The sequence below is a fragment of the Lactobacillus equicursoris DSM 19284 = JCM 14600 = CIP 110162 genome, assembly GCF_001434815.1.
Taxonomy (GTDB): Bacteria; Bacillota; Bacilli; order Lactobacillales; family Lactobacillaceae; genus Lactobacillus; species Lactobacillus equicursoris.
Genome location: NZ_AZDU01000013.1, coordinates 1 through 26,142, shown reverse-complemented (window position 1 = coordinate 26,142; position 26,142 = coordinate 1). Strand labels below are relative to the sequence as shown.

The following is a 26,142-nucleotide window of genomic DNA, read 5'->3' as shown; positions in this document are numbered from 1 at the left end:
TATATCATAAGGCTTAAAAAATATAAAGCTAAGACAAGCCATATGCCTTTTTTTCTGCACTAGTCAGGGGTCTGGTAAAGGCACCAACCTCTAAATCCACGACGCTGCTAGTCGTCAAGTCCTGCTTAATTGAATTATAGTACTTGACCTTAGATTTGATAGTTGCCGTATTGCCGATGATCACGTTGCCATCTTTCATGACCATGATGATCTGAGTCTTGCGGCGGGTGTTGCCAGACAGCATCTTCACTTGCTTTTTAAAGTAGTCAGGGAAAGAATTGAAAATCTTCAGATTCTTTTTCAAAGAAACTTTCTTGCTATAACCGATAAAGAGCGGCTTATCGTGGTCAATCTCGCTCCAAGTGAGGCGCTTAGTGCCTAGGCGCCCATCGGTCAAGATCTTGCGGTAGCTAGTGCCGTCTTTGATGTAGCCGATGATGCCTCTTTCCTGAACCTTGAAAGCCACGGTATTGAAGTCTTCAAGTGAAAATGAGACTGACTGTACTTCTGGATAAAGCTGAGACAGCTTCTTGCTGATGGTCTTTTGCTTCTGCAAGACATCAACCACCTTTTCACTGGCCTTGATCTGGGCGGATTCGACCAAGTTTTTGGCGCTTAGGTCATCTGCCCCGCTCACCTTGACCGTGGACACATCGGCTAAAGGCGAAACATAGTAGCCTAAAAAGGCGATCATCACTGCGCAAAAGGCGATGATTGAGCCCAGGCGAATCAAGAGACTGCGCCGCCGCTCTTTTTGCAAGGAGGGAAGCTGATTGGACAGCTTGTGCTGGCCCTGGTGATTCGGTTCATGGTTTAAAAATTTAGAAAGCTCTTCTTGAGGGTCTTTCTTGGTAATTCGCTTACGAGCCATCTTCTCAGCCTCCTTTATGTTCTCTAAAAAATTGTTTTCTAATTCTTTTTGGCAATTTCCTGCATCACTTGGATGACTTGGTCTGAAGCATCAGGCACGCCCAAGGCCTTAGAAGCCTTGCTCATCTTGTCGGCATAAGTCGTGTCCAGTAGCAAGTGGTCAATGGATGAGACAAAGGTATTTTCGTTTAAGTCGTCTTCGGCAATCACCAAGGCCGCGCCAGCCTTTTCCAGGTCCATGGCATTCTTCATTTGGTGGTTGTGGGTGACGTTTGGACTTGGAATCAAAATAACCGGGACGCCCAAAGCCGTAAATTCAGCCAAGCTAGTTGCCCCAGACCGGGAAACAACGCAGGTCATTTCTGGTAGCAGGCCTGGCATGTTGGCAATGTATGGCACAACCTTGATGGAAGTGCCATAGTCAACGTCAGCCAGCTTCTTTTCAATGGCCTTATAGTAGTAAGTCCCGGTTGCCCAGATAACTTGATACGGCTTTTTCTTGAGTTCCATCAAGCTCTTCAGCATGACCCGGTTGATGGCCAGGGCCCCGCGTGAGCCGCCAAAGACCAAGACCGTTGGGATTTGCGGATTTAGGCCCATTTCGCCTTCTAAGTCAACCGGCTTGGCGTTCAAGCTCAAGACCTGCTGAGAGCGCGGATTGCCAGTCTTGACCAGCTTCTTTTTCTCAGGGAATTCCTTAGCTGCATCATCGAAGCTGTAGCAAATCTTGTCCACGTAGTGGCCGAGGAACTTGTTGGCCACCCCAACCACGGAGTTTGATTCGTGGATCATGGTTGGGATGTGCATCTTGCTGGCTTCATAAACGATGGCGCCGCTGACGTAGCCGCCAGTCCCCAAAACAACGTCTGGTTTAAAGTCAGTCAAGATTTGCCGCGCACGCTTGGTAGCCTTTAAGAACAGACTGATCGTCTTGAAGTTCTTCATTGGGTGCTTGCGGTCAAAGCCTTGAATTTCAATGGTTGCAAAGTTGACGCCAGCTGCTGGGACGATCTTGGATTCAAGCCCCTTTTGCGTGCCGACAAAAAGGATTTCGTCGTTAGTAGAAATGCCTTCTTCTTTCAAGCGTTCGATCAAGGCCATGATGGGATAAATGTGGCCGCCCGTGCCGCCACCGGAAAAAATAACTCTCATTTTACTTTTCTTTCAGTTTCTGTACATACTTAACAAATTTTTCACCGCGTTCTTCAAAGGTCTTGAATTGGTCCCATGAAGCACAAGCTGGTGAGAACAAGAAGACGTCGCCTGGCTCTAAGAGCTTGGCAGCTGCATCCACCCCTGCTTTTAAGTTGTCGACGACAACGATGGTCTTTATGCCAGCTTTTCTCGCAGCATCAGCAAGCAAGTAGCGAGTTTCACCGTAGGTGACGATCGCCTTGACATGCTTTTTAAAGAGGTCAATCAAGTCGTCAAAGACAAAGCCCCGGTCCAGTCCCCCGCAAAGGAGGACTTCTGGCTCCTTAAAGGCCGGAATAGCAACAGACGCTGCTTCAATGTTGGTAGACTTAGAGTCGTTATAAACCTTAGCACCATTTAATTCGGTGACGTATTGCAGACGGTGCTCAGCCCCTGTAAAGGTGGACAAGACGGCATAGATATCGTCTTTGCCGGCACCCAACAAGGTAGAGATACCGATGGCAACCAGGGAGTTTTGCAGGTTGTGCATCCCTGGCAGCTTGATATCAGCAATCTTCATCATCGCTTCATCGCCGTGCATCAAGTAGTCTTGGCCAACGTAAAAGTCGGCATTGGCATCTTCTTCGCTAAAGGTGAGGATCTTAGCCTTAGTTGCCTTTTCTTCCTTAGCCAAAATGTCCTTTTGGTCAAAGTTGGCCAAGAAGTAGTCGTTTTGGTCTTGGAAGCGGCCGATGTTGAGCTTGGCATCAACGTAATTGTCAAAAGTCTTGTGGTAATCCAGGTGAACGTTGTTGTAGATGTCAACGATGGCTGCGACCTTCGGCTTAATGTCAGTCACGCCCATCAGCTGGAAGCTAGACATTTCCACTACCAAAAGGTCGTCTGGGCCTGCTTGGTCCAAAACCACTTCTGAAATTGGCCAGCCGATGTTGCCGACAGCGTAGGCATGGTGACCCTTTTGCTGCAGATAGTGGTCCATGATCATTTGCGTCAGCATCACGGTCGTGGTCTTGCCGTTTGAGCCGGTGACGCAGACATAAGGCGCTTCGCTGGTGCTCAAGGCAACTTCTGGTTCCGTAATTACCGGAATCTTTTTCGCCATTGCCTTAGCGACCATCGGATTTTCGTAAGGGATGCCGGGATTTTTAACCAAGTAGTCAAAGTGCTCTTCGTCAAAAATTTCGGTTGGGTGATAGCCGCCAATGACTCTGACGCCCATTTTTTCCAGTTCAGCAGCCTTAGCATTGTCAGCAAGGTCGGCCTTGTCGTTTAAAGTCAGCTTAGCGCCCAGCTTTAAGAGCAGCTTGCTGACCGCAAAACCGCTCCGGCCAAGGCCTAAAACCAAAATATTTTTACCAGTATAGGTATCAATTTCTTTCAACGTTATTTACCCCCAGATCAACAAATAACAAACGCTTCCGGCTAAGCCAACCAGCCAAAAGACGATATCAACTTTCCATTCCGACCAGCCCAGCATTTCAAAGTGGTGGTGGATTGGCGTCATCTTAAAGATGCGCTTGCCAGTGGTTTGGAAGGAAATGACCTGCAAAATAACGCTGGCTGTCTCACATACAAAGACAATACCAATTAATAAGAGTGACCATGGCCGGCCTAAAAAGAGGCTGACCGCAGCTAAACCACCGCCTAAAGCCAAAGAACCTGCATCGCCCATGAAGATCTTTGCTGGCTTGTGGTTGAACATGAAGAAGGCGATAAGACCGCCCATAACCGCCATACAAAAGACCATTACCTGGTAGTTTTGGCTCTTCATGGCCAGCCAGGCATAGGTACCATAGGCAATAAATGACAGACCCGTTGCCAGACCGTCCAGGCCGTCTGACAGGTTAACGGCGTTAGAGAAGCCAACCAGCCAGAAAACTTCGAACAAGACAAAGAGCACGATATTGTGAACGACACCGGCAAAAGGAATGTACAAGGCGAAGTCAAAGTGATCATTTGCCGCTAAGATGACGATCAAGGCTGCAACCAGCAGCTGCAGAGCCATCTTTTGCCAAGCCCGCAAACCCAGGTTGCGCTTGAAAAAGAGCTTCAAGCCATCATCGAGGAAACCAATAATGCCGTAGCCTAGCAGAGCGATCAACAAGATCCAAACGGTGTTATTGATCATCCCCTTAAAAGCGCAAACGGCAACCGTGGCAACCGCAGCTGCCAAAACGAAGACCGTCCCGCCCATAGTTGGCGTCCCTGACTTCTTCTCATGCCACTTTGGCCCTTCGTCTCTGATCTGCTGGCCCTCATCGTGGCTGTGCATCCACATGATCAGCCATGGCAAAAATAAGGCACTTAGTACCAATGAAATCGTAAAAGCAATTAAACTTGCTTGCATCTAACTCTTACTCCTTTAATTCTACTTTCAATTTTGTTCCTGATTTAATAGTCGTCCCGGCGTCAAGGCTTTGCGATTTGACCTTGCCAGACCCTGATAGGGTTAGTTTCAGCCCAGTCAATTCGGCAAAGGCTTCAACCTGGCTTTGGCTGTAGCCGGTTAAGTCCGGCATGGTCAGCTTGCCAGCCGTTGAAACAAAGACCGTGCTGCCGGCGGAAACCGTTGCTCCGGCCTTGGCGTTTTGGCTGGTCACCTTGCTGCCAGTACCCAGCTTGACTATGGTCAAACCATTAGCACTGGCCGTTGACTTGGCTTTGGCTACGGTCATGCCGGTTAACTTTGGCACGGTCACCGCACCAGTTGCCGACTTGTTTCCCTTGCTGAGCAATACCAAGCGCCGCATCATCGGCTTGAAGATCTGGGACAGGATGGTTTCAGCACCGCTCCCCAGCTTGCTTGGCTGCTTCATGGTAATGTAGATGCAGTAGCGCGGGTTGTCCGTTGGGGTAATGCCGACAACGGAGAAGATGTAATTCCGGTCCCCCGTCATGTAGCCGCCCGTTGACTTGGCAATCTGGGCCGTCCCAGTCTTGATCCCGAAGTCCTTGCCCTTCATGTAGTAGGCATGACCAGTCCCGATGGTCTGGCTCAAAACCTTTTTCATGTTTTTCATGACCACCTTGCGGGTGGCTGCGGTAAAGACGGGTTTGCCCACCTTTTTAACCGTGTAGCCCTTCACCGTCTTGCCTGAAGCGTCAGTGATCTTCTCTACTAATTGCGGCTTAACCATCTGACCGTTGTTTGCCAAGGCACTGTAAACCTGCATCATCTGCATGACGTTGACCGTCACGCCCTGGCCAAAGGAGGTTACGGCTTGGTCGACGGGACTTGCAAAGGAGATGCTGCCGGAAACTTCGCCTGGCAGGGTAATGCCGGTCTTATGGGTGATCCGGAACATTTCCAGGTACTTCTTCCAGAGCTTGGCCCCCATCTTCTTTTCTAGGTACACCATCCCGACGTTACTTGAGCGCGGAAAGGCTTGAGAAAAAGGAATCGTGCCCCAGCCTGACTTTAGCCAGTCATAGATGGTGCTGCCGGAAACCGTGATTGACCCTGAACGGTAGTACTCTTTAGGGTTGTAGTTGCCGCTATTGACGGCAGCTGACAAGGATAGAATCTTGAAAACCGACCCCGGCTCATAGCTGGACTGAACCAAGAAGTTGCTCCCGGCCTTGCTGATGCCGGCTTTAGTTTGGGAGTTAAAGGTTGGTCTTTGGCTGGCGGCCAAAATTTTCCCAGTCTTTAAGTCCTCAACCACGGCCGTCATGGCCTTAGGGCTGTATTTTTTTTGCACCCTAGTCATGTAGGTTTCCAAAGCACTTTGCAGCTGGGAGTCAATGGTCAAGTAGAGGTTGTTGCCGTCTTTGGCTGCCTGATAAGAGTGTGAGCCGCTTGGCAGCTGGTTTTCCGAAGAGTCAACGGTACTGGTTTCATAGCCGTTGGTCCCGGTCAAGACCTTGTTAAAGTATGCTTCTAGACCTGTGACACCGACTAGTTCGCTCGTCCCGGTCTTTTTACTGGTCTGGTTGACCGTGTAGCCGATGACGTTAGAAGCAAAAACACCGTTTGGATACAGCCTTGATGGCGTCTCCATAAACTTGATCCCAGTAAGGTGCATGGCCTGAATCTTTTTCTTCTGGGTTAGGGTCAGGCCTGAACCAGCCGTCCCAAATTGCACCTGGAAGGTCGATTTCGACTTAGGAGTCAAATACTTGTAGATTTTGGCATCTGACAAAGGCAAGACTGTTGCCAGTTTTTCTGCCGTCTTTTTCTTATTTTGCACATAGAGGGGCTTTTTATTGGAATCGACATAGGTCTTGTCCAAGATGGCATAAACCGTGTAAGTATGGGAATCTTGGGCAATCACGAGGCCATTTTTATCATAAATCGTCCCCCGGTTGGCCGTTAAAACGGTGTTGCGGCGGTAAATGGCCGCTGTTCGCTTGCTGATGTCTTGACCATCGATGGTCTTAGAAATTGACAAATACAGCATGCGGCCGGCGAATAAAAGAAAAACCAAAGCAACGGCTAGTTCAAGTGTCCTCCCGACAGTGAACCGATAGCCGTGTGCTCTGGATTTGATCTTCTTTAAATTATTGGTCTTCTTCATTAGCGAATAGTCCTAATGTTGTTTTCCCGTAACTGAAGTCCTTCTTTGGCAGCAATCTTGTTTAAGCGTGAATTTGATGACAATTCACCGATTTCCTGCTGCAGGTTGGTAGTTACGTTTCTTTGCTTGGTAATTGCGGTTTCAATATTTGACAGCTGTCTTTGAACAGAGGTAGCTGAGACGCTGGCTGAGACATTTAAGGTGATCAAGGCCACAGCCACAATGACGCCGGCAGCTACCAAGACCTTCTCAAAAGGGGAATAAGGGACCTTTTGGGGGTCAACGACGATCCGGGGGCGCTGACGCTCACGTTCTTCTTGTTGTGGTTCGTAATTGTATTTTCTAACAGTATTTCCAGCCATAGTGGTCCTCTTTATAACTTCTCTGCTACTCTCAATTTTGCACTGTGTGAACGGTTGTTATGCTCTAGCTCTTCTGCGCTGGCGGTAATGGGCTTACGGGTAACCAGCTTGAGGGCAGGCTTCATTCCTTCGGGCACAACCGGCATCCCGCGAGGAATTTCAACTTCTGAATATTTTTTAAAGGTCTTCTTGACGATCTTGTCTTCCAAAGACTGAAAGGTAATAACGCTGATGCGGCCGCCTGGCGCCAGCAACTTAATTGCTTCTTCCAGGGAGGCCTGCAAGACGTCCAGCTCATGGTTGACTTCAACCCGGATGGCCTGGAAGCTCTTTTTAGCTGGGTGCCCCCCGGTCCGTCTAACCGCCGCTGGAATGGCTTCTTTAATGATGTCTACCAATTCAAAAGTGGTCTCAATCGGCTTGATCTGCCGCTTTTCCACGATCTTCCGGGCAATTTGCCGGGAAAACTTTTCATCGCCGTAGCGGTAAAGAACATCAGCCAGCTGCTTTTGGCTATACTGGTTGACCAATTGGTAAGCATCAAAATCCTGGCTTTGGTCCATCCGCATGTCTAAGCGCGCATCAAACCGGTAGGAAAAACCGCGCTCAGCTTGGTCTAGCTGCGGAGACGAGACGCCCAGGTCATAGTAGATGCCATCGATTAGTCCATGCCCCAGCTTTTCAAGTTCTTCAGTTAAGTGACTAAAGTTGTTATGTACGAGTTCTAGCCGCGGCTGGCTGTCAGCCTGCAAAAAGTCGGCAAAATTGCCTTGAGCCGTCTTGATCGCATACTCATCTTGATCAAAGCCCACCAAGGTGCCCTCTTTAAGCTGACTTAAGAGGTAGCGGGCGTGCCCGCCTCCACCAAAAGTCGCGTCAACATAGAGGCCACCATCGTGCACTTTTAAATTATCGATCGTTTCGTGCAGGAGCACGCTAGTATGCTTAAATTCCATTTCTATAACTCAATATCGTCCAAACTCTCTGCTATATCGTCATAACTCTCATTAGCCTCTTCAGAGTAGTCATCCCAGCGCTCTTTGGCCCAGATTTCGATCCGGGTTGAAACGCCAACGATCACGCACTCCTTCTTTAGACCGGCATGTTCTTTCAAGGTGGGAGAAATGTTGATCCGCCCCTGCTTGTCAAACTCGCCTTCCATCGCCCCAGAATAAAACATTCTGGTGAAGCTGCGGGCATTCTTCTTAGTTAAGGAAAGCTTGGCCAGCTTGGCTTCAATCTTGGCCCATTCTACTAAAGGATAGCCAAAAATGCAGCCTTCCATGCCCCGGGTCAATACCAATTCTGAACCAATTTGTTCACGAAATTTAGCTGGAATGATCAAGCGACCCTTAGCATCTAAATTGTGCTGATATTCACCCATTAGCATGGCCTGGTCCTCCCTTCTATTAACAATTTACCACAAATCCCCACTTTAAACCACCAAATATGGAAAAGAGAGGAAATTTTCCACAAAAATTAAAAAAATGCACCGCTTAGCAAATTAAAGCGGTACATTTTTTAAATCATGGTGACTAGCAAGAGACCCAAATACCAGAAAAAGGAACAAGCATTGAGGTAGCTCCAAAACTGCCGAAACATCTTGCTCAGGGAAATGTTCTTGTTGATCATGGCCCACTTGATGGCCGACAGCAAGATTAAAATGAAGTAAAGCAAGAAAGCCGATGGCAAGAATGAAGGGAGCTTTTTCAAATCGGTCAACAGCTGACAAGCATATATCAAGAAGAAAGGCATCACGTCATAGCCCCGAAAACTGGCTTTGGGCCAAATTAGGTTGACGACGTAGGCGGCCGCCAGACCAAGCACGGGCATTAGCAAAATTTTGGTCATAAAAATCCTCCGTATCTAGTCTATTTTAACTTTTTTCGGCACTTAATCCTAGCAATAAATTGCAAATCAATGGCAAACAGGTTATAATTTCTTCATACAGGAGGCTCATATGGCACGCAAGAAGAAAAAGTCAACATTTCAAAAGATTGAAAATGTCATGGTTATCTTGATGGCGGTAATCACCTTGTTTGGTGTTGCTGCTTCTGTAGTCTACTACCTGATGGGTTAATAAGACTGACAAATACCATCAAAGAGAAAAGCGATCAGCAGCTGCTGATCGCTTTTTGCTTGCGTTTATTTTTAGCTTAATAACGGTAATTATCCAGGTCAATCAAGAATGGATAGCTGCGGGCCAATTTTGACCAGATCCAGTAGGTCAAAATCGTAATCCCCACGCTCCACAGGCCCGTATAAAGAACGCTTGGCAAGGCGGCTTGGAAGGATTGGTTGGTCCAAGTCAAAATACGGAAAACCAGCCAAATGTAAAGGCTAGCCCCGCAACTGGCCAAAAAGGTCCCGATCAAGCGCACGACGAAAAGCTCTGGTGAAACGCGGGCGTACCAGCGGCCAAATGCCGACAGGGCCGGCAAAACGACGATGTAAATGCCGATAATGCCGTAAAAGTATAAGTCTGCTACTAACCCAGCGCCAAGGGCCAGCCAAAATTCTTTAGGGTTGCGCTCATCTTCGAAATTGATAATCAAAACTGCTAAAGGGAGCAGCATCAAGCTAGCCTTGCCGTTACCATATTTTAAGATCGGCTGCAGGTAAACGGACAAAACGCCATCGAGGATCAGGGCAACATATAAGGCGATCGCCAGGATCCACTGCTTAAAAATGCGCATTAGGACACGCTCCTTTGAACGACCGTGACGACTGATGGGTCAGACAGGTTGCCGGCAGGCGTGATCTTGATCAAGTCAGACAAGCCAAAGCTGTCTTTGGTCGTTTCGCTAACCGTCCCGATCAACAGGCCCTTAGGTGACACGCCACCAAGACCACTAGTATAAACCTTGGTACCCTTGGCCAATTTGCTTGAGCTAGAAGCCTGGGTGAAGGTCAAGACGCCGCCAGACTGCACGCTGATAATGCCGTGCAAGGTCTTGCCGGAACTAGAAACTGCTTGAACGGCAAAACGGTTAGCTGAACTGTCAGTCGTCGTGATCAATTCAACCTTGCTGGTTGCCGTATCCACTTCGGTCAAGCGGCCGATGACCCCGCCGCCAGACATCACCGCCATGCCCTTTTTAAAGCCGGCGTTTTTGCCCTTGTTGATGGTCAATTGCTCGCTCCAGCTGTCAGAAGAGCGGGAAATGACAGAAGCGGTGGTGGTCGTGTAGCTGGTCAAAGTCTTTTTGATCCCGGCTGCGGCCTTCAGCTGCTTGTTTTCTTTTTCTAAGACAGCATTTCTTGCTTCAACCTGGGCCAATTCAGAGACTTTTTTCTTCAAATGGTCATTTTCACTGGCGGCGTTGAGGAGGTCATCGATCGAATTGATCCCATCAGACAGCCAAGCAACTGGTGCACTGACGATTCTAGAGCCAACTGAAACCAGGTCATTGCCCAGTCTTTGCACGAATAAAGGAGCATTTAAGTTATTCCGCAAAGTAACGGTTGAGCCCAGCAAGGCCGCTACCACAGCGACCGTTGCCAGGGCTGATAACATTTTTCTGTTTTGAAAAAACTTCTTCATATAAACTCAAATCCAAGATAAAAACCGGCCTAAGGCCGGTTTATTGCTGCTTATCTACTAGTTCTGCGCATTACGTCCAAATGCTTCAGTGATTCACCAGTCCCAATAGCTACGCAGTCAAGTGGATCTTGAGCGATAAATACTGGTACCTTGGTTGCATCAGAGATGACTTCTGGTAGGTTCTTGAGCAAGGCACCACCACCGGTCAGGACGATACCATGATCAATTACGTCAGCCGCAATTTCAGGAGAAGTCAATTCCAGAGTTTCCTTGATAGCCACGATAATGTCTTGAACGACATCTTGGATGGCCGTAGCCACGTCAACGGCGCTGATTTCCAATGACTTAGGCAAGCCTGAAACCAGGTCCCGGCCACGGATCGTCATTGATTCAATTTCCTTAGCTGCTTCAACAGAAGCTGAGCCAATTTGGATCTTGATGTCTTCAGCAGTTCTTTCACCGATCAACAGGTTGTACTTGCTGTGAACGAAGTTGGTGATCGCTTGGTTGAACTTGTCGCCAGCTTGGCGGATAGAAGTTGAAGAAACGATCCCGCCTAATGAAATAGTGGCAACGTCAGTCGTACCGCCACCGATGTCAACGACCATCGAACCAGTTGGTTCCATTACTGGAAGACCAGCACCGATAGCTGCGGCAAAAGGTTCTTCGATGACGTAAGCTTCACGGGCACCAGCCACGCGAGCAGCGTCAATGACCGCTCTCTTTTCAACTTCGGTAACGCCAGAAGGAACACAGATCATGACCGACGGCTTAGAATTGCCAACTGTCTTGCCCATGAAGTATTTCAGCATGGATGCAGTAGTGTCGTAGTCGGCAATTACCCCATCCTTCATTGGCCGAATCGCAACAATTGAACCAGGAGTACGGCCGATCATCTCCTTGGCTTCAGAACCAACGGCGATGACTTCGCCGGTCTTGGTGTTCTTTGCCACAACAGAAGGTTCGCGCAAAACGATGCCCTTGCCTTCAACATAAACCAGAGTATTGGCAGTACCCAGGTCGATACCAATATTTTTTGAACCAAATCCAAACACGGATATCTCTCCTTATTTACTCGCTTAATCTTGCTTAATTATAGCATAATGCCCGTGAAAGTCATGGATTGGCAGAAAATTAAGCTAAATTTAAAACAATTCTCTTTCACGCAGGCTCAAATAGTCTCCTCCGCCCACGATGAAGTGGTCCAAGAAGGCGATCTTCATGATCTTGCTGGCCTCCTTGAGCCCCCTGGTTAGTTCCAGGTCATTTTGGGACGGGGTCAAATAGCCACTTGGGTGGTTATGAGCCACAATCATGCTGGCGCAGCCGTAAACGACCGCCCAGCGGAAAATTTCCCTTGGGTGCACCCAGGACCGGTCTAGGGTGCCTTGAAAAAGCATCTTTTCTCCTAACAGATTTTGCTGCTTGTCAAAGTAGAGGACCCAAAACTGCTCCTGCTTTTGCCCTTGCAGCTTTTCAGCCAGGTAATTGCCAATCTTGGAGCTGGATGACCAGTCACAAGACCGGCGGTGGTCGGTTGCCCGCAAGCGGTCCAGCATGACCTCGATGGTCAAGGCCAGGTCAGGCGGGCAAGCGGGACCTGACGCATAGTCCAGCAGGTCCTTGAAGCTGGTAATCTTGTCTTTTTGCAGCCGCTTTTCCAGGTCGTCCCAGCTGGTCAAGTGGAGCTGGCTGACTAAAAGCTTGAGCAAGTCCAGATCGTTTTCGATGTAGTAGTAGTTAAACGTTTGTTCAGTCATGACAACTGCCTCCTAAAAATAAAAACGCCTCTACTTGTTATTACACCGAAAATCAGAAAATTAACGTCGAAAGTTGGAAGAAGTTTTGGCACGCCATTATTGCTTTTTTCCTATCAATCGCTGTAGGTGCCTTCAGATCAGGAATCATCACGCAATCGATGCCGGCATTGGCGGCGGCTTCGACCCCCATGCTGGAATCTTCAAAGATCAAAAGCTGGTCTTTAGCTAACCCGCTTTTCTTTTGCGCTTCCAAATAAAGATCTGGGAAAGGCTTAGAGCGCAGCTTGTGTTCAGCTACTTCGTCGTGGGTGACGATGTAGTCAAAATAATTGCGGCAGCCCGTCACCCACAGGTCATGGTCAACCACGCTCTTATAGTTGTTGCTGGCTAGGCCCATGTTGATCCCGAGCTCTTCAAACTTATCGAGGATTTCTTGAACGCCAGGCTTAAGCACTAGCTTGCCCTCATCGGTCCATTGCCAGACCAGGTCATCGGTCCTTTTGACAAAGGCGCGGCGAACCTCGTCACTAGCAAAATATTTGGCGTAAAAGTCATCCATGCTCTTGACGCTAGCCCCAACCAGGGTCAGGTAGCTGTCATCGGGGATGCCTAAGTTATATTCTTTTGAGGCTTGAATATTAGCCTTCCAGTAGAGTTCTTCTGAGTTGACTAAAAGGCCATCCATGTCAAAAATTACGCCCTGCTTTTCGTGTTTAATGCCCTTAATCTGCATTTTTCCTCATCTCTTTTCTTACTCATTTTTTCTTTTTCCAATTTTGCTTTTTTGTCAACCTATTTTGTTTGCCTGTTCTTTTTGACCAACTGCAAGACGGCACTAACCAGGTAAAAAGATCCAGTTACTAAAACAATGTCGTTTTTCTTAGCCTGTTGCAGTTGCTGGTCTAGTGCAAGCTTTAAGTCAGCTTCATAAGGGAACTTTTCCTGGGCCCAGGCCGGGAAATCGGCCTGTTTGGCCGCCCGCGGATAAGGCAGGCTGGTCAAGAGCAAGTTTTTTGCTTGAAACAGACTCAAGAAATCGCTCAAGTCCTTATCTTTCATCATCGCCGTCAGAACCAAGACCTGCCCGCCCCTTTGCCCGGCCAGCTGGTCAGCATATCTCAGCAGCTTTTCCCCGGCTTGGACATTGTGGGCTCCGTCTAAGAGCAGCATTGGCGCTTCCCCCAGCTTTTGGTAGCGGCCAGGGACAGTTGTTTCAGTAATTGCCGCTTCTGCATCCCCTGAAGCTAGCGTCAGGCCCAGGCAGGAAAAAGCCTTTAAAGCCATGGCTGCATCTTTGCCCTCTGCTTCTGGCATCGCCGGCAAGAGGTATTTTTGGGGCAAGGAAATTTCTGTTTGCTGATCTTTTTCCATCACGGAAAAATCTTTTCCCAGCCAGTAGCCTTGGCTGTCTTCTTTTTCCAGCTTATCTTCGACAATCCCCTTTACGCTTTCAGGGATATCGCCTAAGACCGCCGGAACCTGCTTTTTGATGATGCCACTTTTTTCCCGGGCAATGTCAGCCAGGGTCGGCCCGATGATCTGCTCATGGTCCAGGCCAATCGTCGTAATCAGGCTGACTGCCGGCGTGATCACATTGGTCTTGTCATGCTCAGCCCCAATGCCCACTTCAATCACGGCATAGTCGCATTTTTGCTTAGCAAAATACAAAAAGGCCATTGCCACTTCGTATTCAAAAGTCACAAGCGAAAAATCCGGCTCCGTCTTTTGAATTTCAGCAATTTTATCTTCCACCTGGTTGGCGATGGCCAAAAGCTCCTGGTCACTGATCGGCTGGCCATTTAACTGGATACGCTCATTAAAGCTAACGATAAAGGGAGAAACAAAAAGGCCAGTCCGCTGACCAGCCTTTTGGAGCAGATTGCTCAAATAATATGCAGTTGACCCTTTACCGTTGGTTCCAGTAATATGGCAGCACTTGACTTCCCTTTCTGGATGGCCAAGTTCAGCCAAAATCCTCTTCACATAGCGCAGGTCGCTTTTTTCATGCAGCTTGGGCAAATGGTAGAGGTAATCTGTAAATTCGGTAACAGTCTCAAATTTCACGTCTTTAACGACTTTCCTTCAATTCTTGGATTCTTTCCTTGACCCCAGCCAGTTGACTTTCGTATTCAGCCTTCTTAGCCTTTTCCTTGTCAACAACAGCTTGCGGAGCGTGGTCAACAAAGCCCTTGTTGGCCAGCTTCTTTTCAGCCCGGTCAACTTCACTTTGCAGGCGCGCTTCTTCCTTGGTCATCTTAGCAATTTCTTCGTCAAGGTCCACCAATTCTGACAGTGGGACAAAGATCTGAGCCCCGGCGATCACAGCGGTCTTAGCCAATTTTGGCGCATCGATCTTGGTTGAGATTTCCAGTTTCTTAGGGTGCAGGAAGTTTTCAACGTAATCCATGTTGTCCTTCAGGATATGTTCGCTCGCTTCATCGTCTAATTGGATCAAGATGTCGATTGCACTTGACATTGGAGCGTTCACTTCCATCCGGATGTTCCGAACGGCCTTGATGGTTTCAATCAAGAAGGCCATGTCGCTGTCAGCTTGCGCATTGTCAAATTCCTCATGGGCTACTGGGTATTCAGCCACCATGATGGACTTGCCCTCATGTGGCATGGACAGCCAGAGCTTTTCGGTTACGAACGGCATGATTGGGGAGATGAGGCGCAGGATTTGGTCCAGGATGTAAGTCAAGTTGGCTTGCTTTCTGGCCTTCAATTCTGCATCATCGCCGTACAGGGCAACCTTGGAAATTTCGATGTACCAGTCACAGAAGTCGTTCCAGATGAAGTTGTACATTTCCCGGCCAGCTTCACCAAATTGGAATTCGTCAAAGAGACGAGTGGTTTCCTTAACCGTGTGGTTCAAGCGGTCAAAAATCCAGGCATCAGCCAGGTCAAAAGTGCTAGTGTCTGGCATTTGAGCAGGCTGAGCATCTTCTGGCAGGTTCATGATCACGAAACGACTTGCGTTCCAGAGCTTGTTGATGAAGTTCCAAGCAGAATCCATCTTCTTGTAGCTGAAGCGGGTATCTTGACCAGGCGCCGTCCCATTCAACAAGAACCAGCGCAGTGCGTCGGCACCGTACTTGTCAATGACGTCCATTGGGTCAATCCCGTTGCCCAGGGACTTAGACATCTTCCGCCCTTGTTCGTCCCGAATCAAGCCGTGCAAGACAACGTTGTCAAATGGCCGCTTGCCGGTAAAGTGCAAACTTTGGAAGATCATCCGGGAAACCCAGAAGAAGATGATGTCGTAACCCGTTACCAAGGCGTTGGTTGGGAAGTAGCGCTTGAAGTCTTCAGAGTCTTCATCTGGCCAACCCAAAGTAGAGAATGGCCACAAGGCACTGGAGAACCAAGTATCCAAAACGTCTTCATCTTGGTCCCAGTTTTCAATGTCCTTTGGCGCTTCTTCACCAACGTACATTTCACCGATTTCCTTGTTGTACCAAGCTGGAATCCGGTGGCCCCACCACAGCTGACGGGAGATAACCCAGTCATGGACGTTTTCCATCCAGTGGCGCAGAGTCCCTTCAAAGCGTTCTGGCACGAAGTTGACCTTGCCATCAGTGTCTTGGTTTTCCAAAAGCTTATCAGCTAATGGCTTCATCTTGACGAACCATTGGGTAGACAGGCGTGGTTCAACTTGTACGCCAGACCGTTCTGAGTGACCAACTGAGTGGACGATTGGCTCAACCTTAAGGAGGTAGCCTTCTTGCTTCAGGTCTTCTACCAATTGCTTGCGGCAGTCAAAGCGGTCCATGCCAGCGTACTTGCCAGCCTTGTCGTTCATGGTGCCGTCATCGTTCATGACGTTGATTCTTTCCAGGTTGTGCCGGTTGCCGACTTCAAAGTCGTTCGGGTCGTGGGCTGGGGTAATCTTCACCAAACCAGTCCCAAATTCTGGGTCAACGTGTTGGTCTTCGATGATTGGAATTTCCCGGCCAACCAGTGGCAGGATCAGCTTTTTGCCAACCAAGTCCTTGTAGCGTTCATCGCCAGGTGCAACGGCAACGGCGGTATCACCAAACATGGTTTCTGGACGAGTCGTTGCGATTTCAACAGAACCTGACCCATCTGCTAGTGGATAGTTGATGTGGTAAAAGGCACCTTGGTCGTCTTGGTGGATAACTTCGATATCAGACAAAGCAGTCCGCAATTTTGGATCCCAGTTGATGATGTATTCACCGCGGTAGATCAGGCCCTCGTTATAAAGCTGCACGAAGACGCGGCGAACGGCCTTAGACAAGCCCTTGTCCAAGGTAAATCTTTCTCTTGAGTAGTCCAGGGAAAGGCCTAGCTTTTGCCACTGGCTCTTAATAATGTTGGCGTATTCGTCCTTCCATTCCCAGACCTTGTCGACAAATTTTTCCCGGCCTAAGTCATAGCGGCTGACGCCTTCTTCGCGAAGACGCGCTTCAACCTTGGCTTGAGTTGCAATCCCGGCGTGGTCCATCCCTGGCAGGTACAAGGTATCATAGCCTTGCATCCGCTTGTAGCGGATCAGGGTGTCTTGAATTGCCGTGTCCCAAGCGTGACCCAGGTGCAACTTGCCAGTTACGTTTGGGGGCGGGATAACGATTGAGTAAGGCTTAGCTTTCTTGTCGCCAGATGGCTTAAAAAGGTCTTCATCAAGCCATTCTTGATAGCGGCCAGCTTCAACCTCTTGCGGGTTGTATTTTGGTGCTAGATCTGTCATAAATTCCTCCATCAAAAAAGTCCTAGACAATCTGTCTAGGACGATTTAATTAACCGCGGTACCACCTATTTTGAGCATACTGCTCCACTTAAAGGCGGGTAACGGGGCAACAACCGGATTGACCTACTTGTTTTCAGCCAATCAGCTCTTCAAGCTACTAGGCGCTTCCGGTCTCTCAGCATGCTGACCTTTCTCTGTCATGAGGCGCCACCTCTTGATCTGTGCTTTGTCAAAAAGTATAGCATATTTTTTCAGATCATTAAAGGGCCGATCCCTTTAACTTGGCAAGTTCTTCAACAGTCAGCTCCCGGTAGGCAGCAGGCGCCAAATTTTCGTCCAGCTTAAGTGGACCCATGGACAGACGCTTTAAGGCAAGCACCTTCATCCCTTGAGAAGCAACCATCCGTTTGACCTGGTGGTACTTGCCTTCGGTGATGGTGACTTCAATTTCTGATGCATCATGATCAAAGTCTTGCGACAAAATTCGTAACTTACCAGGCTTTAGCTCTGTACCATCTTTTAAGGTTAGCCCCTTAGCGAAAGCTTCAGCCGTCTCCTGAGTGGCAACACCAGCCAGCATAGCATAGTAGACTTTCGGCACATGGTGGTCTGGAGCCAGCAGCTGGTGGGTCAATTGACCATCGTTAGTGATCAATAACAGCCCCGTCGTGTCCTTGTCTAAGCGCCCGATTGGTGCCAGATTTTGGTAGCGGTCCTTGGCTTTTAGCAAATCCAGCACCGTCTTTTGGCTCCGGTCTTCGGTTGCTGATAAAACGCCAGCCGGCTTATTCAGCAAGAAGTAGTGGAATTCCTGATAAACGACTGCTTGCCCGTTTACCGTCACCTCGTCGCTTTCCTTGACCTTTTGCTTGGCCGTCCGGCAGATCTTGCCGTTAACCTGGACCTGCCCTTTTTTGATGATTTCATGAACCTGGCTTCTTGAGCCAACTTTCATGTTGGCCAAAAATTTATCAAGGCGCAGCATTAAAGGAGGTCCGCGTCTTCTTCAGACAGGTCATTTAAGAAACTTTGACCTGGGTAAATTGGCGTCACCTTGATGCCGGCCAAAGCCCGCTCAATTAAGCCATCTACGTCCAGACGGTTTTCGTATTCCCGAGCCTTGTCAACCCGTGGCTTAGTCTTAGGACGCGGTGGAGCAAAAATTGTGCAGCAGTCTTCAAATGGCTGAATAGACAAATCAAAGGTGCCGATTTCTTCAGCCTTGGCAATAATTTCGTTCTTGTCCATGGTGGCAACTGGGCGGATGACTGGGGTAGTCGTCACATCGTTGATGGCAGCCATGGATTCTAGGGTTTGCGAAGCAACTTGGCCAACGGATTCCCCGTTAAAGATGGCCAGGCCGTGCCGTCTTTGTCTGATGATGTCTGCTAAACGCAGCATGAAGCGGCGCTGCACGGTCATCAGGTAGCCTTCCGGCAATTTTTCCTTGATGGTTTCCTGAATTTCAGCAAAAGGCACTTCGATGAAGTTGATCCGGCCGCTGTACTTGGCCAAGATGCTGGTCAAGTCCTTGGCCTTGGCCAGGGCCTTTTCAGAGGTATAAGGCGGCGAGAAAAAGTGCACCATTTCGATGTTGACGCCGCGCTTCATGGCTAAGTATGAAGCAACAGGTGAGTCGATCCCGCCTGACAGCATCATCACTGCCTTGCCGGCCGTGCCAACTGGCATCCCACCGGCCCCGTGAAGAAGCTGGTTGGAAATGTAGGCCCCGTCTTGACGCACTTCCAGGCGCAAGACCATGTCCGGGTGCTTCATTTCCGCTTCTAAGCCTTCCATGTTGTTATAGAGGTAGTCAGCTACCAATTGGTTCAACTGGTTGGTGTCATAGATAAACTTGTGGTCGCTTCTTCTGGTATTAACCTTAAAGGTCATGCCTTCCTTGTAAGTAGCCTGCATCAGCTCTAAAGCGGTCTTTTCGATGGCTTCTAGGCTCTTTTCCGTCTTGATGACTGGGGAATAGGTCTGGATGCCGAAGACTACCTTCAAGCGTTCGTCTACTGCTTCAAAAGGAGTTCCGTTCAACAGGATGTGCATCCGGTCATGGTGGGTTTGAATCTTTAAGTCCTTGAAGTCGTGCAAAACCTTTTGCACGTTGGCTGAAAGCCGGTTGATGAAGTCCATCCGGTTCTTGCCCTTGGTTGACAATTCGCCGTAGCGAATCATGATTTCTGTGTATTGCAAATTTACTCTCCTAAATGGTTAATCTTGGCAAAGTGCTGGTAGATCTTGTCAAAGACCGCGATAAACTGGTCAGCCTCTTCCAAAGTGTTGCTTTCGTCAAAACTGAGGCGAACGGCGCTAGTCGCAATTGGGTCTGGGGTCTTCATCGCCACTAAGGTTGAAGCCTCATCAGCCGTCTTGGATGAGCAGGCTGAAGTCGTTGAAATAAAGATGTCTTGCTCTTCCAAGGTGTGGACCAGGGTTTCGCCCCGGATGCCTTCTAGTGCAAAACACAAGATGTGCGGCGCAAAGTCAGCTTTAAGCGGTGAAAAGATGTGAATGCCAGGCTTGTCTTTCAAGTAGTCTGAAATTCTGGTCTTGATGGCCAATTCCCGGGCAGCCTTTTCGTCTTCGCCATCTAACAGCAGCCTGGTCGCCTTGGCCATGGCAGCAATGGCTGCCAGGTTTTCGGTCCCGCTCCGCAGGCCCTTTTCCTGCCCACCGCCTTCACATAGCGGCATGATCATCCGGCCCTCTTTTTTATACAAGATGCCAATACCGCGCGGACCGTGGAACTTGTGGGAAGAAAAGCTCATCATGTCCACTCTTGGGGTGAAGACTTGGTCCCAAATCCCCTTTCCTAAAGCTTGAACGTTGTCGACATGGAAGTGAACGTTTGGGTAGTCTTCCAAGATTTCAGAAATCTCTTGAATTGGCTGAATAGTCCCCACTTCGTTATTGACGCCCATGATGGAAACCAAGGTAGTGTCCTTGTCAAGGGCAGCCTTGAGGTCTTCTGGGTTAACCCGGCCTTCCTTGTCAACTGGCAGTCTGGTCACCCGGAAGCCCAGGTTTTCCAGTTCGGTAAAGGCGTTGGCTACGGAAGCATGCTCAACTGAAGAGGTAATCAGGTGCTTGCCGAATTCCCGCTTGGCCCAAGCCGTCCCCTTGATGGCAGTGTTGTTGGACTCGGTCCCGCCGGAAGTAAAGAAGATTTCGTCTGCCTTTACCCCCATCAGGTCCGCAATCTGCCGGCGAGAAGCCTCAAGCAATTGGTGGGCCCGGTCGCCAAGTTTGTGCAAGCTGGAAGGGTTGCCCCAGATCTTGGTCACGACTTGGCTATAGGTATCTAAAGCTTCTGGCGCCATCTTGGTCGTGGCGCTGTTGTCAAAATAAATCACAGTCTTACTCCTTAAAAAAAGCGGCCAACAACTGACCGCTTAATCTTAACAATGTTCAATTTTAATCCAAAAGCCGCTTAACTGCAATTAATTACACTCTTAATCCAGCATTTCTTTTTGCTCTTGGTAATAGGCATTTTCGATCCGCTGGTAGCTGCCAGGGTCAACCCGCTCAACTGCCGTGGCGATCGTGTCTAGGGCGTCTTTATAGTTGTAGTCGCGGTCATAAAGTTTCATCGCCGCTTTTCTAGCCCGAACCACCCCTTCATTGTCCAAGAACTTGTTGGAGTATTGCATAGTCAATTCAAAAAGATCTGCCGAATTGACGATGTCAGCGGCATCTTTTTTCAGCCGGTCCACGTCATCAGAAATCTGCACCAGTTCTTGGGAGATTTTTTCCATGTTGATCCGGATCTGATTGAGTTCGCCGGTCGTCTTGCTGATTTCATTGATGACCAAGGTGTACATCTGCAAAAAGGCATCTGGGATCCCTGGCAGCTGGTGCCGGCTCAAGCGTCTATAGATCAGGGAGACTTCTTGCTTAAATTCCTTGATAGAGCGGTGGGCCACTTCTTCAGCTTCATAAAGGCCATCCACTGCTTCTGAGAGCTCTTGCTGGCGCTGACCAATTTCGCTTAGGCGATTCAAGATCCGGACCCAGGTACTTTCAACTTCCGAATAAACGGCATTGCCATCGGCAATCTTTTGACTGCTTCTAATGTAGTCAGAATCCATCTTGTGGACCTCACGCTCAAGGCCCCGGGCTTCGTCTAGCTCGCCGTGGGTCAACTCGTAGCTTTCATCAATATGCCGCAATTTTTTGACCAATTGCTGGCTGACTACTTGCTGGTGGGCCAGGAGATTTTGCAGCTTGTCTAGGTTTTCTTCGACAAAAGGCCGTGCCCGGTATTCCTTTTCCAGGATCTTGTACAAGGTATCGATTTCCTTGTCGACCTTCTTCATCCCCTTTTCACAGGCATCTAAGTCCAGTTTTGCCAGGTCTTGGAGGGATTTCTCAATCTGATCATTGCTTTGCTTGATTTCTAGCAAGATGTCCAGGCTGCCAAAGCTGTATTTTTCAGACCGCATCTTCTTGTAGGCATCGGCAATTTCCGATAATTGCTCGGCAAAAACCGTCTCTAGTTCGTGCTGATCTTTTTTAACTTCTGGCAGTTGCTTGCCCAAACTGTCTAAAGCTGCCCGAATCTTGGACAAGACCCGCTTGGCTTCCACGTGATCGCCTTGGGCTGAAAGGTTCTTAGCTTGGGCAAAGTCTTCTTCCATGGCTGACAGACGGTTTTCGATTTCCTCTAAAGCCGAGCTGTAGTCAAAGGAAGCAGCCAAAATTTCCTTCCGCATTTCCCGGTAGGTCTTCATCAGCTCATCGTAAAGAGCCTGGTTTTCCCGGTTGGATTCTAGCAACTGGGTGAAGACGTCGGCAGAATTTTTGATATCTTCGCTGATCGCATCGAGAAGCTCTTGAGCCTGCTTGATGTCTTGGTGAGCCTTAACTAAGCGGTAGCGGGCATTTTCGTCAGCCCCCTCCTCAATCAGGCGCTGGATTTCTGGAAAAGCCTCCGCTGCCTTTTCATAGCTCTTCTTCCAGGTGGTCAAGGTTGCTAGACTCTCCCCAGCCAGCTCCATTTGGTCCAGCTTGCTGATGGCCCGCTCAAGGTGAAGGTCTTCCATGTTGCCCAAATCGTTGTCCAGCTCTTCAATTTCCTGGAGCTGGTGGCGGTTGACGATGAGCATCGCGGCTACAGCGACAATAATTGCAATAATGATCGTGATGAGTAGTAGAGATTGTGTTGATGACATAACTTTCTCCTCCGAACTTTACTTCATTATACCAAACTCCGGCTAAAAATATTTTCTTAGATAAATACTTTCTGTGCTTTTTTATCTTTTTCCTTGCTTTATCCTGCCAAACCCCTTATAATGGTCAACGTGTAAAATATTTGCAGCCATAAGTGACAAGAACGTCAACATCTTGGGACGCCTAAGTGAACGAGTAACCCACGCTGCACGGGTGAAAATGTAAACTCAAGATGCACGAATGTTGAACTTATATTGTGATATTTTACTCCAAGAATTTTATTAATTTTTATTGGAGGAATTTTATATGTCAAGATACACTGGTCCAAGTTGGAAGCGCTCAAGAAGATTAGGCATCTCATTGTCAGGCACTGGCAAGGAACTTGCTCGTCGTTCATACGCTCCAGGTCAACACGGTCCTAACCAACGTGGCCGTCTTTCAGAATACGGTATGCAATTGCACGAAAAGCAAAAGCTGCGTTGGATGTTCGGCTTGAACGAACGCCAATTCCGTACTTTGTTTGAACGCGCTGGTAAGATCCGTGAAGGCCAACACGGTACCAACTTCATGATCTTGCTTGAACGTCGTTTGGACAACGTTGTTTACCGTTTGGGTCTTGCTACTACTCGTGAACAAGCTCGTCAATTGGTAAACCACGGCCACATCACTGTTGATGGCAAGCGCGTTGACATTCCTTCATACGAAGTTAAGGTTGGTCAAACCATTAGCTTGAAGGAAAAGTCAAAGAACTTGCAACAAGTTAAGGACGCTTTGGAAGCTACTGCTTCACGTCCATCATTTGTTTCATTTGACGAAGACAAGATGGAAGGTCAATTGGTTCGTTTCCCAGAACGTGACGAAATGGAACCAGAAATTGACGAAGCCTTGGTTGTTGAATACTACAACAAGTTGCTGTAATTCATCGCCTGCTTCAAAGCCTTTCCCCTGTGGGGAGAGGCTTTTTTCTTGCCTAAAAACCCCTTAAACTTGCTATAATTAGGAAAAAGACGATTTATTTTTTTCAAAATAGAAAGGGGAAACAGATGTCTGAAGACTTAGAGAAAAGAGTTGAATACGCGGCAAGCGGCATTACCCCGCAAACCAAGCCCGACGAACGGCGCCGCTACCTGGGCTCTTTAAGAGAACGGGTCTACCTCCGCATGAATTTAACAGAGTGCCAAGACCCTGCCCTCACCCAGCTGTTTTTAGCGCATTTAAAAGACTACCAGGGCTATACCATCTTGATCAATGGCAACACGCCTAATCCGGCCTTTGTGGGCAAGATTGAGAGTCAGGCCAGCAAGCTGGGCATTCCTTTCCGCCTGGTTAACGATGATACGGCCAAAACGGGCGATGACGACTCGGCCATCTTGGTTGTGTCAAAGACGGCAATTAACCAGATGCGGGTTGAGATTGGCCAAGTCTACCCACCAGAATTGCCCAAAGAAAAATTGCCAGCTCCGAAAAAGAAAGGCTTATTTGAAAGATTGTTTGGTGATCAAAAGTGAAGCCCTTAGCCTACCGCATGCGGCCCCGCGACTTAGATGAAGTGGTCGGCCAGCAGCACCTGGTTGGGCCTCATAAGATCATCCGCCGGATGGTCGAAGCCCACCGCCTGTCTTCCATGATTCTCTACGGCCCGCCTGGCATCGGCAAAACCAGCATCGCCAGCGCCATCGCGGGTTCAACCAAATACGCCTTTCGCCAGCTAAATGCTGCAACCGATGGGCAAAAGGAACTGGCACAAGTAGCGGCTGAAGGCAAGATGAGCGGAACCGTGATTTTGCTTTTAGACGAAATTCACCGCTTAAACAAGGTCAAGCAGGACTTCTTGCTGCCCTTGCTAGAAAGCGGACAGGTTATCTTGGTCGGGGCCACGACGGAAAATCCCTACCTAGCTATCTCCCCTGCCATTCGGTCGCGCTGCCAGATTTTTGAGCTGAAGACCTTGAGTGAAGCCGATGTCCTGACTGCCGTCAACCGGGCCTTGACCGATGAAGAGCGAGGCCTTGGCAAATACCACGCCAAACTGACCGAAGAAGCAGGAAAATTTTTAGCCGAAAAAGGGAACGGGGATCTGCGCTCAACCCTAAACAGCCTGGAACTGGCCGTCCTGTCAACCAAGCAAGAGCTAGCAAACGATGGCAAGGATACGGAAGCCTTCACCATTGGTCTGGAAGAAATGGCAGATTCGCTCCAGATGAAGGCGCAAAATTTTGACAAGGATGGGGATGGTCACTATGACCTGGTTTCCGCCTTTCAAAAGTCCATCCGAGGCTCTGACACCGATGCCGCCCTCCACTACCTGGCCCGCTTGATCGAATCCGGCGACCTGATTTCCATTTGTCGTCGACTCACCGTTATTGCCTATGAAGACATTGGCCTGGCCAATCCGCCTGCCTGCGAGCGGACCGCTCTAGCTGTCCAAAGCGCCCAGCAGCTGGGCCTGCCAGAAGCACGGATCCCTTTGGCAAATGCCGTTATCGAGCTCTGTCTGTCCCCAAAGAGCAACTCGGCGATGGCAGCCGTAGACCAGGCCCTGACCGACGTGAGAGAGGCTAATATCGGCCAAATACCAGATAATTTAAAAGATGCCCACTACCAAGGCGCGGCAAAGCTGGGCCATGGCACGGGCTACATCTATCCGCATGACTACCCTGGCGACTGGGTGCCGCAGCAGTACCTGCCTAATAAGCTGGTCGGCAAGCAGTACTTCCAGCCTAAGGGCGAGAGCAAGTATGAGGGTGCTTTTAAAAAGCAGTACGAGCTCTTGCACCAAATGCAGGCCGATGGCCTCAAAAGAGCCAGGAAAGCAGAGAAAAAAGATTAAGATTTTGTAAGCGCTATTTTCGCTCTTGACAAGAGGCAGGGCTTTCTATATTATAATAAGTGATCTGAGTTGATCGTCAGAAGCTTATTTGTAAATTAGTTGACCGATCAAACTTAAGGACGTGGTGGCCTGTCAGTAACTACTGAATCGGAATGCTGCCTTGGCAGAATCCATATTCACTGCGCGATGGGCCGGATTTTGTGATTTTTTTACGGGATCAACAAGCGCCATTTATGCTTTGGTCAACTCGGATTTTCTTAGATAATAAAGGCGGCCCAAATGGGCCGTTTTTTTGTATATACAATATTTTTTAGAAAGAGAAAGTTGGTTTAATGCTCTACATTCGCATCTTCATGGGGATCTTCATCTTGATGCTCCTCCTCACCTCCTGGTACCTCTGGCACCGCAGAAACGGCGCCTTCCTAGTCTTTGACGTCGCTGGCAATCCTGGCCTGCATACCTTGCTGACGGCCTGCTCCATTGCTCTCTTGGCTGTCAGCATCATAGGGATTATCCTGCTCTTTATGCCCAACAAGTACCTGAATTTAATTACCCTCTTCCTTGGATCTGGCGTCATTTTCGCCTTTGCGCTTTTGCCTTCACAAAACCAGCAGTGAGATGGAAAAAACTATTAAAATGCTTTCATTTTTTTGGTAAAATAGGAGTAGGAAGAGGTGTTAAAAATGACTAAGCAATATCAATACAAACACATTCAAGTTGCTGTCGATGGCTCAAAGGAAGCTGATTTGGCCTTCAAGAAAGCAGTCACGGTAGCCAAGCACATGAACGCCACTTTGGAAATCCTGCACGTAATCGATACTCGCTCTTTCCAAAACGTCTCCAGCTTTGACTCAGCCATGGTTGAACAAGTTTCCAATGATGCCAAGAAGAAGATGGAAAAGTACTACCAAGAAGCCGTTGATGCCGGCGTTAAGGAAGTTCACTACTCAATTGAATTTGGGTCACCGAAGTCAATCATCAGCCGGGAATTCCCTAAGAAGCACGATATTGACTTGATCGTGGTTGGGGCTACTGGCTTAAACGCGGTTGAAAGACTCTTGATCGGCAGCGTTACAGAATACATCACTAGAACCGCTGACTGCGACGTTTTAGTCGTTCGTCACAACACTGCAGGCTTAGACCGTTAGTCTATTCGCAAGCAATCAAAAAAGAAGTCATCCAAACGGATCAATGTCATTAAGTTAAGGCATTGACTTT

Annotated in this window: 26 protein-coding genes; 6 read left to right on the top strand and 20 right to left on the bottom strand. The window is 48.7% G+C overall.

What is annotated here, in order from left to right; all coding sequences use genetic code 11:
- Positions 1 to 28 precede the first annotated feature (28 nt).
- The 9 genes from FC20_RS03910 to FC20_RS03870 form a co-directional block, all read right to left on the bottom strand.
- Positions 29 to 871 carry a cell division protein FtsQ/DivIB gene (locus tag FC20_RS03910; protein ID WP_008461157.1) on the bottom strand — a complete coding sequence of 281 codons (843 nt, stop codon included), beginning with the start codon at positions 869 to 871 and terminating at the stop codon, positions 29 to 31.
- Between the two features lie 38 nt (positions 872 to 909).
- Positions 910 to 2,022 carry an undecaprenyldiphospho-muramoylpentapeptide beta-N-acetylglucosaminyltransferase gene (murG, locus tag FC20_RS03905; protein ID WP_008461155.1) on the bottom strand — a complete coding sequence of 371 codons (1,113 nt, stop codon included), beginning with the start codon at positions 2,020 to 2,022 and terminating at the stop codon, positions 910 to 912.
- A gap of 1 nt (position 2,023) precedes the next feature.
- Positions 2,024 to 3,406, bottom strand: coding sequence for a UDP-N-acetylmuramoyl-L-alanine--D-glutamate ligase (murD, locus tag FC20_RS03900; protein WP_008461153.1), 1,383 nt, complete (start codon positions 3,404 to 3,406; stop codon positions 2,024 to 2,026).
- 6 nt (positions 3,407 to 3,412) lie between these two features.
- The gene (gene mraY / locus FC20_RS03895; protein WP_008461152.1) at positions 3,413 to 4,372 is read right to left on the bottom strand and encodes a phospho-N-acetylmuramoyl-pentapeptide-transferase; all 960 of its coding nucleotides are present in this window, start codon (positions 4,370 to 4,372) and stop codon (positions 3,413 to 3,415) included.
- 7 nt (positions 4,373 to 4,379) lie between these two features.
- Positions 4,380 to 6,542, bottom strand: coding sequence for a peptidoglycan D,D-transpeptidase FtsI family protein (locus tag FC20_RS03890; protein ID WP_008461150.1), 2,163 nt, complete (start codon positions 6,540 to 6,542; stop codon positions 4,380 to 4,382).
- Complete coding sequence (ftsL, locus tag FC20_RS03885) at positions 6,542 to 6,904, bottom strand: cell division protein FtsL (RefSeq protein ID WP_008461148.1); 363 nt, start codon at positions 6,902 to 6,904, stop codon at positions 6,542 to 6,544. The genes FC20_RS03890 and ftsL overlap by 1 nt, the downstream gene beginning before the upstream one ends.
- An 11-nt stretch (positions 6,905 to 6,915) precedes the next feature.
- Positions 6,916 to 7,860: a 16S rRNA (cytosine(1402)-N(4))-methyltransferase RsmH gene (rsmH, locus tag FC20_RS03880; protein WP_008461147.1), complete on the bottom strand. Its 945-nt coding sequence runs from the start codon at positions 7,858 to 7,860 to the stop codon at positions 6,916 to 6,918.
- 2 nt (positions 7,861 to 7,862) lie between these two features.
- Entirely contained in the window at positions 7,863 to 8,294 is a 432-nt protein-coding gene (gene mraZ / locus FC20_RS03875; RefSeq protein ID WP_008461145.1) for a division/cell wall cluster transcriptional repressor MraZ, read from the bottom strand.
- A gap of 131 nt (positions 8,295 to 8,425) precedes the next feature.
- Complete coding sequence (locus FC20_RS03870) at positions 8,426 to 8,755, bottom strand: DUF3397 domain-containing protein (RefSeq protein WP_008459999.1); 330 nt, start codon at positions 8,753 to 8,755, stop codon at positions 8,426 to 8,428.
- Between the two features lie 109 nt (positions 8,756 to 8,864).
- Here FC20_RS03870 and FC20_RS10030 point away from each other — a divergent pair, with 109 nt between their 5' ends.
- A complete protein-coding gene (locus FC20_RS10030; protein ID WP_008459998.1) occupies positions 8,865 to 8,984 on the top strand; it encodes a DUF4044 domain-containing protein in 120 nt (39 codons plus the stop codon).
- 76 nt (positions 8,985 to 9,060) lie between these two features.
- Here FC20_RS10030 and FC20_RS03865 read toward each other — a convergent pair whose 3' ends face one another.
- The 11 genes from FC20_RS03865 to ezrA all read right to left on the bottom strand — a co-directional run bounded on the left by FC20_RS03865 (position 9,061) and on the right by ezrA (position 22,096).
- The gene (locus FC20_RS03865; protein ID WP_008459996.1) at positions 9,061 to 9,600 is read right to left on the bottom strand and encodes a hypothetical protein; all 540 of its coding nucleotides are present in this window, start codon (positions 9,598 to 9,600) and stop codon (positions 9,061 to 9,063) included.
- A complete protein-coding gene (mreC, locus tag FC20_RS03860; RefSeq protein WP_039943138.1) occupies positions 9,600 to 10,448 on the bottom strand; it encodes a rod shape-determining protein MreC in 849 nt (282 codons plus the stop codon). Before mreC ends, FC20_RS03865 begins: the two co-directional genes overlap by 1 nt.
- 50 nt (positions 10,449 to 10,498) lie before the next feature.
- On the bottom strand, positions 10,499 to 11,503 hold the full coding sequence (locus tag FC20_RS03855; protein WP_008459991.1) for a rod shape-determining protein: 1,005 nt from the start codon (positions 11,501 to 11,503) through the stop codon (positions 10,499 to 10,501).
- A 90-nt stretch (positions 11,504 to 11,593) separates the two neighbouring features.
- On the bottom strand, positions 11,594 to 12,208 hold the full coding sequence (locus tag FC20_RS03850; RefSeq protein ID WP_008459990.1) for a JAB domain-containing protein: 615 nt from the start codon (positions 12,206 to 12,208) through the stop codon (positions 11,594 to 11,596).
- A gap of 52 nt (positions 12,209 to 12,260) precedes the next feature.
- Positions 12,261 to 12,941 (bottom strand): HAD family hydrolase, encoded by a 681-nt coding sequence (locus FC20_RS03845; RefSeq protein WP_008459988.1) that lies wholly within the window; start codon positions 12,939 to 12,941, stop codon positions 12,261 to 12,263.
- A gap of 59 nt (positions 12,942 to 13,000) precedes the next feature.
- Entirely contained in the window at positions 13,001 to 14,272 is a 1,272-nt protein-coding gene (locus FC20_RS03840) for a bifunctional folylpolyglutamate synthase/dihydrofolate synthase (protein WP_009558510.1), read from the bottom strand.
- A 4-nt stretch (positions 14,273 to 14,276) separates the two neighbouring features.
- The gene (locus FC20_RS03835; protein ID WP_008459986.1) at positions 14,277 to 16,916 is read right to left on the bottom strand and encodes a valine--tRNA ligase; all 2,640 of its coding nucleotides are present in this window, start codon (positions 16,914 to 16,916) and stop codon (positions 14,277 to 14,279) included.
- Between the two features lie 259 nt (positions 16,917 to 17,175).
- Complete coding sequence (locus tag FC20_RS03830) at positions 17,176 to 17,901, bottom strand: pseudouridine synthase (RefSeq protein WP_008459985.1); 726 nt, start codon at positions 17,899 to 17,901, stop codon at positions 17,176 to 17,178.
- Positions 17,901 to 19,118, bottom strand: a complete 1,218-nt coding sequence (gene thiI, locus FC20_RS03825; protein WP_008459984.1) for a tRNA uracil 4-sulfurtransferase ThiI — start codon at positions 19,116 to 19,118, stop codon at positions 17,901 to 17,903. Before thiI ends, FC20_RS03830 begins: the two co-directional genes overlap by 1 nt.
- Positions 19,119 to 19,120: 2 nt before the next feature.
- On the bottom strand, positions 19,121 to 20,278 hold the full coding sequence (locus tag FC20_RS03820) for a cysteine desulfurase family protein (protein ID WP_008459982.1): 1,158 nt from the start codon (positions 20,276 to 20,278) through the stop codon (positions 19,121 to 19,123).
- Between the two features lie 99 nt (positions 20,279 to 20,377).
- Positions 20,378 to 22,096: a septation ring formation regulator EzrA gene (ezrA, locus tag FC20_RS03815; protein WP_008459980.1), complete on the bottom strand. Its 1,719-nt coding sequence runs from the start codon at positions 22,094 to 22,096 to the stop codon at positions 20,378 to 20,380.
- A 304-nt stretch (positions 22,097 to 22,400) separates the two neighbouring features.
- Between ezrA and rpsD the strand changes: the two genes are divergently transcribed.
- The 5 genes from rpsD (at position 22,401) to FC20_RS03790 (ending at position 26,072) form a co-directional block, all read left to right on the top strand.
- Positions 22,401 to 23,012, top strand: a complete 612-nt coding sequence (gene rpsD, locus FC20_RS03810) for a 30S ribosomal protein S4 (protein WP_008459978.1) — start codon at positions 22,401 to 22,403, stop codon at positions 23,010 to 23,012.
- 125 nt (positions 23,013 to 23,137) lie between these two features.
- Entirely contained in the window at positions 23,138 to 23,602 is a 465-nt protein-coding gene (locus tag FC20_RS03805) for a YueI family protein (protein WP_008459976.1), read from the top strand.
- A complete protein-coding gene (locus FC20_RS03800) occupies positions 23,599 to 24,924 on the top strand; it encodes a replication-associated recombination protein A (RefSeq protein ID WP_008459973.1) in 1,326 nt (441 codons plus the stop codon). Before FC20_RS03805 ends, FC20_RS03800 begins: the two co-directional genes overlap by 4 nt.
- A gap of 332 nt (positions 24,925 to 25,256) precedes the next feature.
- Positions 25,257 to 25,541 (top strand): hypothetical protein, encoded by a 285-nt coding sequence (locus FC20_RS03795; protein WP_008459971.1) that lies wholly within the window; start codon positions 25,257 to 25,259, stop codon positions 25,539 to 25,541.
- A 66-nt stretch (positions 25,542 to 25,607) separates the two neighbouring features.
- Positions 25,608 to 26,072 carry a universal stress protein gene (locus tag FC20_RS03790; protein WP_008459969.1) on the top strand — a complete coding sequence of 155 codons (465 nt, stop codon included), beginning with the start codon at positions 25,608 to 25,610 and terminating at the stop codon, positions 26,070 to 26,072.
- The last annotated feature ends 70 nt before the right edge of the window (positions 26,073 to 26,142 follow it).

What these genes read in the sequence shown, in the direction of transcription:
- FC20_RS03835 (WP_008459986.1), bottom strand. Translation starts at nt 16,916, where the DNA reads ATGACAGATCTAGCACCAAAATACAACCCGCAAGAGGTTGAAGCTGGC.
- rsmH (WP_008461147.1), bottom strand. Translation starts at nt 7,860, where the DNA reads ATGGAATTTAAGCATACTAGCGTGCTCCTGCACGAAACGATCGATAAT.
- FC20_RS03805 (WP_008459976.1), top strand. Translation starts at nt 23,138, where the DNA reads ATGTCTGAAGACTTAGAGAAAAGAGTTGAATACGCGGCAAGCGGCATT.
- FC20_RS03845 (WP_008459988.1), bottom strand. Translation starts at nt 12,941, where the DNA reads ATGCAGATTAAGGGCATTAAACACGAAAAGCAGGGCGTAATTTTTGAC.
- FC20_RS03910 (WP_008461157.1), bottom strand. Translation starts at nt 871, where the DNA reads ATGGCTCGTAAGCGAATTACCAAGAAAGACCCTCAAGAAGAGCTTTCT.
- FC20_RS03870 (WP_008459999.1), bottom strand. Translation starts at nt 8,755, where the DNA reads ATGACCAAAATTTTGCTAATGCCCGTGCTTGGTCTGGCGGCCGCCTAC.
- mraY (WP_008461152.1), bottom strand. Translation starts at nt 4,372, where the DNA reads ATGCAAGCAAGTTTAATTGCTTTTACGATTTCATTGGTACTAAGTGCC.
- FC20_RS03890 (WP_008461150.1), bottom strand. Translation starts at nt 6,542, where the DNA reads ATGAAGAAGACCAATAATTTAAAGAAGATCAAATCCAGAGCACACGGC.
- ezrA (WP_008459980.1), bottom strand. Translation starts at nt 22,096, where the DNA reads ATGTCATCAACACAATCTCTACTACTCATCACGATCATTATTGCAATT.
- FC20_RS03790 (WP_008459969.1), top strand. Translation starts at nt 25,608, where the DNA reads ATGACTAAGCAATATCAATACAAACACATTCAAGTTGCTGTCGATGGC.
- FC20_RS03830 (WP_008459985.1), bottom strand. Translation starts at nt 17,901, where the DNA reads ATGCTGCGCCTTGATAAATTTTTGGCCAACATGAAAGTTGGCTCAAGA.
- FC20_RS03795 (WP_008459971.1), top strand. Translation starts at nt 25,257, where the DNA reads ATGCTCTACATTCGCATCTTCATGGGGATCTTCATCTTGATGCTCCTC.
- mreC (WP_039943138.1), bottom strand. Translation starts at nt 10,448, where the DNA reads ATGAAGAAGTTTTTTCAAAACAGAAAAATGTTATCAGCCCTGGCAACG.
- murG (WP_008461155.1), bottom strand. Translation starts at nt 2,022, where the DNA reads ATGAGAGTTATTTTTTCCGGTGGCGGCACGGGCGGCCACATTTATCCC.
- FC20_RS10030 (WP_008459998.1), top strand. Translation starts at nt 8,865, where the DNA reads ATGGCACGCAAGAAGAAAAAGTCAACATTTCAAAAGATTGAAAATGTC.
- FC20_RS03865 (WP_008459996.1), bottom strand. Translation starts at nt 9,600, where the DNA reads ATGCGCATTTTTAAGCAGTGGATCCTGGCGATCGCCTTATATGTTGCC.
- ftsL (WP_008461148.1), bottom strand. Translation starts at nt 6,904, where the DNA reads ATGGCTGGAAATACTGTTAGAAAATACAATTACGAACCACAACAAGAA.
- mraZ (WP_008461145.1), bottom strand. Translation starts at nt 8,294, where the DNA reads ATGCTAATGGGTGAATATCAGCACAATTTAGATGCTAAGGGTCGCTTG.
- rpsD (WP_008459978.1), top strand. Translation starts at nt 22,401, where the DNA reads ATGTCAAGATACACTGGTCCAAGTTGGAAGCGCTCAAGAAGATTAGGC.
- FC20_RS03850 (WP_008459990.1), bottom strand. Translation starts at nt 12,208, where the DNA reads ATGACTGAACAAACGTTTAACTACTACTACATCGAAAACGATCTGGAC.